At 64.9% G+C, this 10,758-nt stretch carries 14 protein-coding genes; 13 read left to right on the forward strand and 1 reads right to left on the reverse strand.

Annotated features, from left to right (window positions below):
* The 3 genes from ACRCSW_RS02230 to ACRCSW_RS02240 all read left to right on the forward strand — a co-directional run.
* On the forward strand, nucleotides 1-103 hold a 103-nt coding region (locus ACRCSW_RS02230; protein ID WP_438702371.1), incomplete at its 5' end, for an antitoxin Xre/MbcA/ParS toxin-binding domain-containing protein.
* Nucleotides 104-106: 3 nt separating this feature from the next.
* A complete protein-coding gene (locus ACRCSW_RS02235; RefSeq protein WP_438702358.1) occupies nucleotides 107-553 on the forward strand; it encodes an RES family NAD+ phosphorylase in 447 nt (148 codons plus the stop codon).
* Between the two features lie 159 nt (nucleotides 554-712).
* Nucleotides 713-1,231 carry a DUF2087 domain-containing protein gene (locus ACRCSW_RS02240; protein WP_438702359.1) on the forward strand — a complete coding sequence of 173 codons (519 nt, stop codon included), beginning with the start codon at nucleotides 713-715 and terminating at the stop codon, nucleotides 1,229-1,231.
* Here the strand turns inward: ACRCSW_RS02240 and ACRCSW_RS02245 are convergent.
* A complete protein-coding gene (locus ACRCSW_RS02245; RefSeq protein WP_438702360.1) occupies nucleotides 1,228-1,767 on the reverse strand; it encodes a TlpA family protein disulfide reductase in 540 nt (179 codons plus the stop codon). The genes ACRCSW_RS02240 and ACRCSW_RS02245 overlap by 4 nt on opposite strands.
* Before the next feature lie 24 nt (nucleotides 1,768-1,791).
* On the opposite strand from ACRCSW_RS02245, the gene argH reads away from it, so the two are divergent.
* From argH to ACRCSW_RS02295, 10 genes are all read left to right on the forward strand, one after another.
* Nucleotides 1,792-3,195, forward strand: coding sequence for an argininosuccinate lyase (gene argH / locus ACRCSW_RS02250; RefSeq protein ID WP_438702361.1), 1,404 nt, complete (start codon nucleotides 1,792-1,794; stop codon nucleotides 3,193-3,195).
* A 51-nt stretch (nucleotides 3,196-3,246) separates the two neighbouring features.
* A complete protein-coding gene (locus ACRCSW_RS02255) occupies nucleotides 3,247-3,402 on the forward strand; it encodes a hypothetical protein (protein WP_438702362.1) in 156 nt (51 codons plus the stop codon).
* A gap of 13 nt (nucleotides 3,403-3,415) precedes the next feature.
* Nucleotides 3,416-3,556 (forward strand): hypothetical protein, encoded by a 141-nt coding sequence (locus ACRCSW_RS02260; protein WP_438702363.1) that lies wholly within the window; start codon nucleotides 3,416-3,418, stop codon nucleotides 3,554-3,556.
* A complete protein-coding gene (locus tag ACRCSW_RS02265; RefSeq protein WP_438702364.1) occupies nucleotides 3,553-3,870 on the forward strand; it encodes a DUF2834 domain-containing protein in 318 nt (105 codons plus the stop codon). Before ACRCSW_RS02260 ends, ACRCSW_RS02265 begins: the two co-directional genes overlap by 4 nt.
* A gap of 254 nt (nucleotides 3,871-4,124) precedes the next feature.
* Entirely contained in the window at nucleotides 4,125-4,562 is a 438-nt protein-coding gene (locus ACRCSW_RS02270) for a hypothetical protein (RefSeq protein WP_438702365.1), read from the forward strand.
* A 12-nt stretch (nucleotides 4,563-4,574) separates the two neighbouring features.
* A complete protein-coding gene (locus ACRCSW_RS02275) occupies nucleotides 4,575-5,159 on the forward strand; it encodes a cation transporter (RefSeq protein ID WP_438702366.1) in 585 nt (194 codons plus the stop codon).
* Nucleotides 5,160-5,227: 68 nt separating this feature from the next.
* Nucleotides 5,228-6,493, forward strand: coding sequence for a diaminopimelate decarboxylase (gene lysA, locus ACRCSW_RS02280; protein ID WP_438702367.1), 1,266 nt, complete (start codon nucleotides 5,228-5,230; stop codon nucleotides 6,491-6,493).
* Between the two features lie 27 nt (nucleotides 6,494-6,520).
* Nucleotides 6,521-9,160 (forward strand): TIGR02302 family protein, encoded by a 2,640-nt coding sequence (locus ACRCSW_RS02285; RefSeq protein ID WP_438702368.1) that lies wholly within the window; start codon nucleotides 6,521-6,523, stop codon nucleotides 9,158-9,160.
* A gap of 133 nt (nucleotides 9,161-9,293) precedes the next feature.
* The gene (locus ACRCSW_RS02290; protein WP_438702369.1) at nucleotides 9,294-10,049 is read left to right on the forward strand and encodes a heparan-alpha-glucosaminide N-acetyltransferase; all 756 of its coding nucleotides are present in this window, start codon (nucleotides 9,294-9,296) and stop codon (nucleotides 10,047-10,049) included.
* An 89-nt stretch (nucleotides 10,050-10,138) separates the two neighbouring features.
* A complete protein-coding gene (locus ACRCSW_RS02295; RefSeq protein ID WP_438702370.1) occupies nucleotides 10,139-10,576 on the forward strand; it encodes an SMI1/KNR4 family protein in 438 nt (145 codons plus the stop codon).
* The last annotated feature ends 182 nt before the right edge of the window (nucleotides 10,577-10,758 follow it).

Raw genomic sequence — 10,758 nt, forward strand, 5'->3', positions numbered from 1 at the left:
CCCGTCGCTAGGTGATCGAATTCCTATTGAGATGGCCCAAACCGACATTGGTGCGCGTGAGGTCGAGGCTGTACTTCTGCGGATGGCGCATGGCGTCTACTAATCAGTGAGGCTTTGGCGACTTACCAAAGCGCAGTTCCTTCCCGGCCTTGACGGCGAAGGTGCGCGGCTTGCGGGCGGAAGATGGAATAATCCCGGTATGCCGGTGGTCTATTGCTCCTCGTCGCTTGCACTGGCTGCCCTTGAAGCTCTGGTCAACATTCCAAGCTTTCGACGCCGCCGCGGTGAACTGCAACCGCTCGTCGCCGTTGCCCTCGAGGTTGATGAAGAGGCTATCGCGGATTCCGGTTTTCCTATTGATCAGGATATAGGCGTTTCCCGACAAATGGGCGACGCCTGGCTCCGCTCTGGCTCGTCGTTCGGCCTCATGGTGCCCAGCCGCGTCATCCCGCTGGAGCGGAACGTCCTCCTCAACCCCCGTCACCCCGCGATGTCCGAGGTCACCATTGCCCTCACCGAGCCCTTCATCTTCGACGACCGGCTTGGCTTCTGATCCTTCCCACGCTACCCTAACGCAAGGGTCAGCAGTTCACCCAGGCGTCACCGGCCCCCAAGGGCAGCTAAACCTGCATCCTCAGATCGCTCACGCTTCCCCCCGTGCCCGATCGCAAGCCGGTGACCGCGATGTCCGAAGGGCATGACGGAGGATGCGATGACCCGTGAAACCCTGCCCCTGCCAGTGGCGGACTTGTCCGTCTTTGCCCGCCAGCTGCGCCGTGCCTGGCCTGCAGAACCGCCAAGCCACCTGACGCTGATGAACCTCCTCGCCCGCGCCTCGGGCTTCCGCAACATCCAGCATCTGCGGGCGAGCGCGCTGGCCGAAGCCAGGCTTTCCACCGCCCCGTCGGTCGTCGACCATGTCGCGGTCGAAGCGCTCCGCCGCTGCTTCGACGCGCAAGGCCGCCTGACCCGATGGCCTGCCCGCACCTCGGTCCAGCATCAGGTCCTTTGGGTCCTCTGGTCGCACCTGCCGCGCGGCGAGGTGATGACCGAACGCCAGATCAGCGAACGGCTGAACCAATGGCACCTTTTCGGTGACGCCGCGATCATCCGGCGGACGCTTCTGGAGCTGGGGCTGATCACCCGCACCCCCGATTGCACCGAATACCGGCGGGTCGAGCAGAAGCCGCGGCCGGAAATCCTTGCCCTGATCCGGTCGCTGGGGACTTAGTTCCCCGCCGCCAGCGCCTTCAGCACCGCCTGGGCGCTGGCGCTGTCCCACTCGGCATCGCCGATCAGCCGGGCCACTTCCTGGCCTTCCGGGTTCAGGATCACGGTCACGGGAAGGCCCATCACGTGCATGCTGCGCGCCAGTTCCGACTTCGGGTCGCGCAGGATCGGAAGGGTCTGGATGCCTTCCTCCTCGAAGAACCGCTTGATCCCGGTCACCGAATTCCGCCCCGTCGCGACCGGCACCACCGCGATCTCGGGCATGGCGACCTGCAGGCGGTCAAGCGACGGCATCTCTTGCCGGCAGGGCGCGCACCAGGTGGCCCAGAAGTTCAGGACCACCCATTTGCCGTGGTATTCCGCCAGCGACCGGGGCGCATCCTCGGTATCGACCAGACCTATCTCCGGTACCTCGACCGGGGCTTCGTGCAGGGCAAGCTTCTTCATGTCGCCGTCGCGCAAACTGGCGACGTCAGCAGCCACCGCGTTTGCACCAAGGATCAAGGCCGTGTAGAGGACGACCAGCAATTTCCGCACGTTTGCACCTCAAAGGCCCGTCCGATGACCGAACGCCCTGACTCCAATGCCGCCAACCAGATGTGGGGCGGGCGTTTTGCCAGCGGGCCGGACGCGATCATGCAGGCCATCAACGCCTCGATCGGGTTCGACCAGCGGCTCTACGCGCAGGATATCGCAGGCAGCCGGGCCCATGCCGCAATGCTCGCGGCCACGGGCATCCTGAGTGATAGTGACGCCAAGGCCATCGGGGAAGGGCTTCTCACGGTCTTGTCAGAGATCGAAACAGGGAAATTCCAGTTCCGGGTCGAACTGGAGGACATCCACCTGAACGTGGAAAGCCGCCTGACCGAGATCATCGGCGAACCCGGCAAGCGTCTGCACACGGGCCGCAGCCGCAACGACCAGGTGGCGGTGGACTTCCGGCTCTGGGTGCGGGACCAGTGCGACCAGGCGATTGCCGGTGTCACAGGCCTGATGCGCGCCTTCCTCGCTCAGGCCGAGGCGGGGGCCGATTGGGTCATGCCGGGCTTCACGCACCTCCAGACCGCCCAGCCGGTGACCTGGGGGCATCACATGATGGCCTATGTCGAGATGCTGGCGCGCGACCGTTCGCGGTTCGAGGACGCGCGCAAGCGGATGAACGAATGCCCCCTTGGCGCGGCAGCGCTGGCGGGAACGTCGTTCCCCATCGACCGCGAGATGACGGCGAAAGCCCTGGGCTTCGACCGGCCGACCGCAAACAGCCTCGACAGCGTCTCCGACCGCGACTTCGCGCTGGAGTTCCTTTCCGCGGCCAGCATCTGCGCCATGCACCTTTCCCGCTTTGCCGAAGAACTGGTGATCTGGTCCTCCGCCCAGTTCCGCTTCGTCCGTCTTTCCGACCGCTGGACCACCGGCTCCAGCATCATGCCGCAAAAGAAGAACCCCGACGCGGCCGAGCTTCTGCGGGCGAAGCTCGGCCGCATCCTTGGGGCGACGGTGGCCTTGTTCACTGTGATGAAGGGCCTCGCGCTCACCTATTCCAAGGACATGCAGGAAGACAAGGAACAGGTCTTCGACGCTGCCGACAGCCTGATGCTGGGCCTTGCCGCGATGACCGGCATGGTCAGCGACATGACCGCGAACCGCGACACCCTGAAAGCCGCCGCCGCCAGCGGCTTTTCCACCGCGACCGATCTGGCCGACTGGCTCGTCCGCGCGCTCGGCCTGCCGTTCCGCGAGGCGCATCATATCACCGGAGCCCTGGTCGCAATGGCCGAGAAGCAGGGCATCGACCTGCCGGACCTGACGCTTCAGCAGATGCAATCCATCCACCCCGGCATCACGGAAGCAGTGTTCGGCGTCCTCGGCGTCGAGAACTCGGTCCGCAGCCGCACCTCCTACGGCGGGACCGCGCCTTCGCAGGTCCGCGCCCAGATCGCCCGCTGGCGCGCCGAACTGGGGTGACGGCAGGGGCGCCCGATGTTAGCCTTGGGCATCGAGCAAAGGATGGTCGTCATGAAACCCTTCCTCCTGATCGCCCTTCTCACCCTTGCCGCCTGCACCGAGCCGACACTACACGCCGGCATCGCCGTCGGCACCTTCGGAGTATCGGTAAAGCCAGCCTTGTCAGGCAATGTCGGTGGTGCGACGATCATCATCGAACCAAACTGACCCGAGGTCCCGAATGCCCCGCCTGATCCTGCCCGCCGCCTTGATCGCCTGCCTTGCCCTTGCCGCCTGCGGCGCCGACGGCAACCCTGAACCGCCCACGAAGTCCGGGGTGACGGTGTCAGGCGAGGCCGAGATCGGTGTCGTGGTGAAATGACACCCCTGCGCCTGGCCTTCCTTGCGTTGGCAATCTGGGGCGCCGTGCATCCGATGTACTGGTTCATCCGCCACATGCGCGAGACCGGCACCGGCCTCGGCGGCATGATCGACGCCTGGTACGTCAACGCCTCGACCACCGGCCTGACATGGGACCTGACCATCGCCGCCATCGCGCTGACCGTCTGGATCCTGACCGAGGCGATCTCACGCAAGGCCTGGCTGCATCTGGTCGCGATCCCGGCAACCTTCTGCATCGGTGTCAGCTGCGGCCTGCCGCTGTATCTGTTCCTGCGGTCGCGGCCGGACAGATGACCCATCCTCTGCGACAAGGATGCATCGCGCTCTGGCTGGTTTCGGCAACCGTCTTTTGCGGGCCGGTCGCAGCCGAGACCCTGCTTCCACAACCGCCACTTGCCCCACATGTCGAGGCCCTGCCGCGAGTAGATGGCAGCACGGCCATCGCACGACGGACAAACTCCTCGTTGCAGGCATTGGACGATCTGCATCTTGGTTTTGTCATCTGCGATGATGGGAGTCTGGATAACGCTTCGCGATCCGTCCAAGTCATGACCGACGGACCCGATTTCCTGACTTTCCTGATCGAGATCGGTGGCGAGTGCGAAGGGGCGGCGCATCCCTGGTGGGACGTGCAGATCGTGAACTTCGATCTCAAGACCGGGCAGCAAACCGGGCTTCTGGAGTACCTGCCCGAAGCCTGGGTCGAAACCGGCGACCCCACCGAACCGCTGTTCGACATTTATGTCAGCGCAGCAGGGCCGAACCTGACGGATGAGTGCCTCGAAAGCCTGACTTTTGCATTGACCAAGCAATATCTTCGGTTTGACATCGGGTTGGACACCAGGACGCAAACGCTCCTGATCCTGCCGGTTGGACTGCCCCACGTAGAGATCGGTTGTGTGGAGCCGGTCGGGGCAAAGCCTGATGCGCTGCAAAAGGCTGGCTTTGATCCGCGTCTCGTGAAGGCCATCGGCGACCAGCTTTAACCCCTCCGCAACATGACCTCCGGAACCCTCCGCCAGACCGTCCTGATCGTCGCCCTCCTGAACCTTGCCTACTTCGGGGTCGAGTTTATCGCCGCCATCCGCATCGGCTCGGTCTCGCTTTTCGCCGACAGCATCGATTTCCTCGAAGACACCGCGATCAACCTTCTGATCTTCGTGGCCCTCGGCTGGACGGCGGCGCGACGGGCGCGGGTCGGCATGGTGCTGGCCGGGCTGATGCTGATCCCGGCCATCGCTTTCCTCTGGACCCTTGTCCAGAAATACCTCAACCCCGAACCGCCCGACGCCTTCATCCTCACCCTCATCGGCCTTGGCGCACTCGCGGTAAACCTGACCGCCGCCCTCCTCCTTGCCCGCCACCGCCGCACGACCGGCAGCCTCACCCGCGCCGCCTTCCTCTCGGCCCGCAACGATGCCCTGGCCAACGTCGGCATCATCGGAGCAGGGCTGGTCACGGCCACCTATCCCTCGATCTGGCCCGATGTGATCGTCGGCCTCGCCATCGCCGCGATCAACCTCGACGCCGCGCATGAGGTCTGGGAGGCCGCCCGCCGCGAAAGCCGCGATACCGAAGCCTGATCCCGTTTGCAGGGTCATGGCCCGGCTGCTATGTCACCGACTGGGCAGGGTCGGGAACACGCGCGCATATGGATCATTTCCTCTATCGAAACGGCATCCTGCACGCCGAAGACGTGGCGATCCCCGACATCGCCGCCTCGGTCGGCACCCCGTTCTACGTCTACTCCACCGCCACGCTGGCCCGCCACTACCGGCTTTTCACCGAAGCACTCAGCCCCTTGCCGCACCTCGTCTGCTTCGCCATCAAGTCGCTTTCCAACGTGGCTGTCCTGAAGACGCTTGGAAACCTGGGCGCCGGGATGGATGTGGTCTCGGGCGGGGAATACCTCCGGGCCAAGGCGGCGGGTGTGCCGGGCGAAAGGATCGTCTTCTCCGGCGTCGGCAAAACGCGTGAGGAGATGCGGCTGGCACTGACGGGCGGCATCCGCCAGTTCAACGTCGAGTCCGAACCCGAAATGCGGGCGCTCTCGGAAGTCGCCACCAGCCTTGGCCTGACAGCTCCCATCACTGTCCGCGTCAACCCGGACGTGGACGCGAAGACCCACGAAAAGATCGCGACCGGCAAGAAGGAAAACAAGTTCGGCATCCCCATCGCCCGCGCATCGCAGGTCTACGCCGAAGCCGCCCGCCTGCCCGGCCTGCAAGTCATCGGTATCGACGTCCACATCGGCAGCCAGCTGACCGACCTCGAACCGTTCGAGCAGGCCTACCTGAAGGTCGCCGACCTTACCCGCCAACTCCGCGCCGAGGGCCACACGATCACAAGGCTCGACCTTGGCGGCGGCCTGGGCATTCCCTACACAAGGTCCAACGAGGCCCCGCCCCTTCCCACCGACTACGGCGCGCTGATCAAGCGCACGGTCGGCGACCTGGGCTGCGAGGTCGAGATCGAGCCGGGCCGCCTGATTTCGGGCAACGCCGGGATCCTCGTCAGCCGCGTGATCTATGTGAAGAACGGCGAGGGCCGGGATTTCCTCATCCTCGACGCCGCGATGAACGACCTGATCCGCCCCTCGATGTACGGCGCCCATCACGACATCATCCCCGTCGCCGAACCCCCGGTTGCCGCGCCAACCCAGGAATTCGACGTCGTCGGCCCGGTGTGTGAGACCGGCGATACCTTTGCCAAAGGCCGGGACCTGCCCCTTGTGGCCGAGGGCGACCTGATCGCCTTTCGCAGTGCAGGGGCCTATGGTGCGGTCATGGCATCGGAATACAATACTCGGCCCCTGATCCCGGAAGTGCTAGTGAACGGGGATCAATTCGCTGTCATCCGGGCACGTCCGAGCTTTGACGAAATCCTCAACCGCGATACCATCCCCCCATGGCTGTGACGCGTGTCCGGCCCCGAGGCAGGTGAAATGACCGGACCGACGCCCCAACCGCCGCTGAAATCGCTCGTCTGGCCCATGCGGCTGACGCTGGCTGGTCTGTGGGCGGAACGGCTTGCCCGTGCGTTCTGGCCGCTCTGGACGCTGCTTCTGGCAACCCTTGCGGCTTTGGCCTTTGGCCTGCAGGACGTTGGGCCGCTTCGTTGGGCGCAGGCGGCGGGGGCCGCAATCGCGATTCTTGCGCTGGTGCTGCTGGTCTGGGGCTACAAGCGATTCCGGAAGCCGACAGTGCTTGATGCGCTGAACCGGCTGGATACGACCATGCCGGGCCGCCCCATTGCCACCTTGCGCGATACCCAGGCCCTTGGCGTGAAGGATCCCACCTCGTCAGCCGTCTGGCGCGCGCACCAGGAACGCATGGCCGCCCGCGCGGCGGCTGCCGGCCCCGTCGCTCCCGACCTGCGGCTCTCGTCACGCGACCGTTTTTCGCTGCGCTACGTTGCACTCACCGCCTTCGTCATGGCCATGATCTTCGGCTCGGTCTGGCGCGCGACGACGGTTGCGGGGCTGACCCCCGGGGCCGCGGTCGCCATGCCGGGTGGACCAAGCTGGGAGGCCTGGGCCCAGCCCCCGGCTTACACCGGCAAACCGTCGCTCTACCTGAACGAGATCACCGCCGAGACGCTGGAGCTTCCAGTTGGAACCCGCTTGCAGGTCCGCCTCTACGGCCCGCCGGAAGATTTCACCGTCGCGCAGACGGTTGCCGCAGTCCCCGCTCCACCGGCAGAAGGCGAAGTCACCCCCGCTGCTGCCGTGCCCAATGCCGTTCCCGGCGTTCATGACCTGACCGTCGAAAAGTCGGGTGAGCTCTCGATCGACGGGCAAGGCGGCCGGGAATGGCTGATCACCGCGGTTCCCGACGGCGCACCCACGGTCGAGGTATCGGGCGACATGGTGCGTGAGGCGGATGGCCGCTTCAAGCAGGGGTTCAAGGCGACCGACGACTACGGCGTGGTCGCGGGCCGGGTGACCATCTCGCTCGACCTGTCGAAGATCGACCGCCGCCATGGCCTGGTTGCCGACCCCGAGTCGGTCGAGCCGGTGGTCCTTGACCTGCCGATGCCCCGCAAGGGTGAGCGGACCGAGATTACCTCCACGCTGGTTGACGACCTGTCCAAGCACGTCTTCGCGAACCTCCCCGTGACGATGGTCTTTGCCGTCGCCGATGCGGCCGGGCAAGAGGGAACCTCGGCCCCCTATCAGGTCACCCTGCACGGCAAGCGGTTCTTCGACCCCCTGGCAGCCTCGCTCATCGAAATGCGCCGCGACATCCTCTGGAACCGGATCAACGCGCCCCGGGCGGTCGAGATCCTGAAAGCCGTCACCAACCTGCCCGAAGGCTTCATCCGCCACGACCGCGCCTTCCTGCACCTCCGCGTGCTGATGCGCGATCTTGAGGCGAAAGAAGCAAGCCTGACGGTTGAAGAGCGCGACGTGATTGCCGAGAAGCTCTGGAAGATCGCGTTCATGGTCGAAGAGGGGAACCTCCTGTCCGCGCTGGAACGGCTGAAGCGGGCCGAGGACCGGCTGCAAGAGGCGATCCGGAACGGCGCCTCGCCGGAAGAGATCGACCAGCTGATGAAGGAAATGCAGCAGGCGCTGAACGAATACATGCGCGAGCTGGCCGAAGAGGCCCAGCGCAATCCGGGCGACCAAGAGCAGCAGGAAGGCATGCAGGGCATGCAGATGTCGGCCGACCAGCTGCAGGAAATGCTCGACAGGCTTCAGCAGCTGATGGAAGAGGGCAAGACTGCCGAGGCCGCCGAGCTGATGGAACAGCTCCGCGAGTTCATGGAGAACATGCAGATCGTCGAGGGTCAGGGCGGCCAGGGCCAGGGTCAGGGCGGACCGGGCCAGCAGGGCATGCGCGAACTCGGTGAAACGCTGCGCGATCAGCAGGAACTGTCCGACGACGCCTTCCGCGACCTGCAGGGCGTGCCGCGGCCGGGCCAGGAAGGCCAGCAGGAAGGTCAGGAGCAGGGTCAAGACGGCCAGAACGGTCAGGAACCCGGTCAGCAGGAAGGTCAGGGCGGCGACGAGGATAGTCAGGAACCTGGCCAGAACGGTCAGGATGGCAACCAGGACGGGCAGGGCGGGGGCGACGAACGCTCGCTCACCGACCGGCAGCGTGAGCTTCGCGAACGTCTGGACCAGCTGCAGAGCGGCGAGCTGCCGGGCGACGGCACCGAGCAGGGCGAGGAAGGCCGCCGCAACCTCGACGACGCGGGCCGGGCGATGGAAGAGGCTGAAGACGCGCTTCGCCGGGGTGACCTTGACGGCGCGCTTGACCGGCAGGCCGAGGCCATGGAAGCGCTCCGCGACGGGATGCGGGACTTTGGCGAGGCTCTGGCCGAAGAGCAGCGTGAGAACCGCGAAGCCCAGGGCGGCGAAAACGACCAGTTCGGCAGCGCCGATCCAAGCGGCCGCGATCCCCTGGGCCGCGAGCCGGGTGAAGACGGCGCCCGGATCGGATCGGACGAGAACATGGTCCAGAACGACCCGAACGAGCGGGCGCAAGAGCTTCTGGACGAAATCCGCCGCCGCTCGGGCGAGCTGACGCGGCCGCTGGAAGAGCTCGACTACCTAAAGCGGCTGTTGCAGCTCTTCTGATCCGGCGCCGGGGGTGGGCACAGTGCTCACCTTTTTCGGACCATCGATTTCAATAGGTTACAAGCTCCGGTTCGTAATCGGTTAACCTTTGACCAGGTTTCGCCGATCCCTTCCAGGTCGCTTGCGGGCCGCCATGTTCCGCGCCACAGTCGGCGCCATGACCGAGGCACTGCTTCCTCCCGGCCGTCTGATCGCACTCGACGCCGCCCGCACGCTGGCCGTCGTCTGCATGGTGATCTTCCACTTCACCTTCGACCTGGCACTTTTCGGCTACATCCCCTCGGACACGATCTACCAGCCCTTCTGGTACTATTTCGCCCGGATGATCGCGGGAAGCTTCCTGTTCCTCGCCGGCGTCAGCCTGTGGCTTGCGCATGGGCAGGGCATCCGCTGGCAAGCGTTCTGGATAAGGTTCGGGAAAGTCGCGGGTGCGGCATTGCTCGTCACCATCGCCAGCATCCAGTTCGTCCCCGGCGGCACGATCTGGTTCGGCATCCTGCATGCAATCGCCGCCGCGAGCCTGCTTGGCCTGATCGCACTCCGCCTGCCCTGGCCCGTGACGCTTGCCCTCGCCGCAGCGATCTTCGCCGCAGCCTGGGGCCCACGCTTCGCCGCGTTCGACCCGCTCTGGCTGGTCTGGACCGGTCTCGCTGAAACCCGGCCCGCGATGGGCGATTATGTGCCCTTGGTGCCCTGGGCCGCCCCTTTGCTTGCCGGGATCGCCTTCGCCCGAGCCCTTGGCATCGACCGCTGGCGGGGCCGGGCGCCCTCGCCGCTGGTGCACCGGCTGACCTTCCCCGGCCGCCACAGCCTGATCATCTACCTCGCCCACCAGCCCATCCTGATCGGCCTCTTCAACGCCTACATCTGGGCGACCGGTCCCAGTTAACGGATCAGTTGGAAGTTCCGTTTTGAGCCCATTGCAGCCATGGGACGCCCGGCATAGGGTTTGCAAAGGCGTACTGCGATCGGACAACAATGCTGCTTCGGACTTTCTTTCCCGATGGACGGTTTTCGCGACCTGCGACAGCGCAAGAGATCGACGGTGCGGAGCGGACAATCGGCGCAAAACTCCCCGAACAACTTCGCCGACTCTATCTGGAATGCGATGGTTTTCGTGAACCGCGCGGAAACGCCGAGTACCTTCTCTCACTCTCGGAAGTGGACACTACTGGTTCGCTCACGCGCACTAACGCATTCTGGCACCACGAGTTTCCAAGGATCACAACCTACTGCCCCGACTTCCGTGGCTTCATCTTCTTCGGAATGTCATCCGGTGACGAAAGCTGGGCAATCGATCAGGATGGCTTGAACGTGATCGCCTATCACCACTCGATGGGCGATGAGTACGAAGTGGTGGGTCACGACATCACGCAGGTCTATCTGCACGACTTTGAACTGTATGACGCAGTATGACTGCCACCTCGATTTCGGCCTCACGGGGAACGACCGCTCTCTCCGGTGGGTTCAACCGGTGGCTGCAACACTTCATTCTTTGATCGAAGAAGGAGTGTGAGCCATGACGTATCGTCGCCGGATCTACTATTCGGCCGAACAGCGCGCCGAGATATGGGCTCGTTGGCAGCGTGGGGAGTCGA

It is taken from the genome of Tabrizicola sp. (genome assembly GCF_051645465.1).
Classification (GTDB): Bacteria; Pseudomonadota; Alphaproteobacteria; order Rhodobacterales; family Rhodobacteraceae; genus Tabrizicola.

What these genes read in the sequence shown, in the direction of transcription:
- ACRCSW_RS02275 (WP_438702366.1), top strand. Translation starts at nt 4,575, where the DNA reads ATGACCTCCGGAACCCTCCGCCAGACCGTCCTGATCGTCGCCCTCCTG.
- ACRCSW_RS02270 (WP_438702365.1), top strand. Translation starts at nt 4,125, where the DNA reads ATGACCGACGGACCCGATTTCCTGACTTTCCTGATCGAGATCGGTGGC.
- ACRCSW_RS02295 (WP_438702370.1), top strand. Translation starts at nt 10,139, where the DNA reads ATGCTGCTTCGGACTTTCTTTCCCGATGGACGGTTTTCGCGACCTGCG.
- ACRCSW_RS02260 (WP_438702363.1), top strand. Translation starts at nt 3,416, where the DNA reads ATGCCCCGCCTGATCCTGCCCGCCGCCTTGATCGCCTGCCTTGCCCTT.
- ACRCSW_RS02265 (WP_438702364.1), top strand. Translation starts at nt 3,553, where the DNA reads ATGACACCCCTGCGCCTGGCCTTCCTTGCGTTGGCAATCTGGGGCGCC.
- argH (WP_438702361.1), top strand. Translation starts at nt 1,792, where the DNA reads ATGACCGAACGCCCTGACTCCAATGCCGCCAACCAGATGTGGGGCGGG.
- lysA (WP_438702367.1), top strand. Translation starts at nt 5,228, where the DNA reads ATGGATCATTTCCTCTATCGAAACGGCATCCTGCACGCCGAAGACGTG.
- ACRCSW_RS02290 (WP_438702369.1), top strand. Translation starts at nt 9,294, where the DNA reads ATGTTCCGCGCCACAGTCGGCGCCATGACCGAGGCACTGCTTCCTCCC.
- ACRCSW_RS02285 (WP_438702368.1), top strand. Translation starts at nt 6,521, where the DNA reads ATGACCGGACCGACGCCCCAACCGCCGCTGAAATCGCTCGTCTGGCCC.
- ACRCSW_RS02255 (WP_438702362.1), top strand. Translation starts at nt 3,247, where the DNA reads ATGAAACCCTTCCTCCTGATCGCCCTTCTCACCCTTGCCGCCTGCACC.
- ACRCSW_RS02240 (WP_438702359.1), top strand. Translation starts at nt 713, where the DNA reads ATGACCCGTGAAACCCTGCCCCTGCCAGTGGCGGACTTGTCCGTCTTT.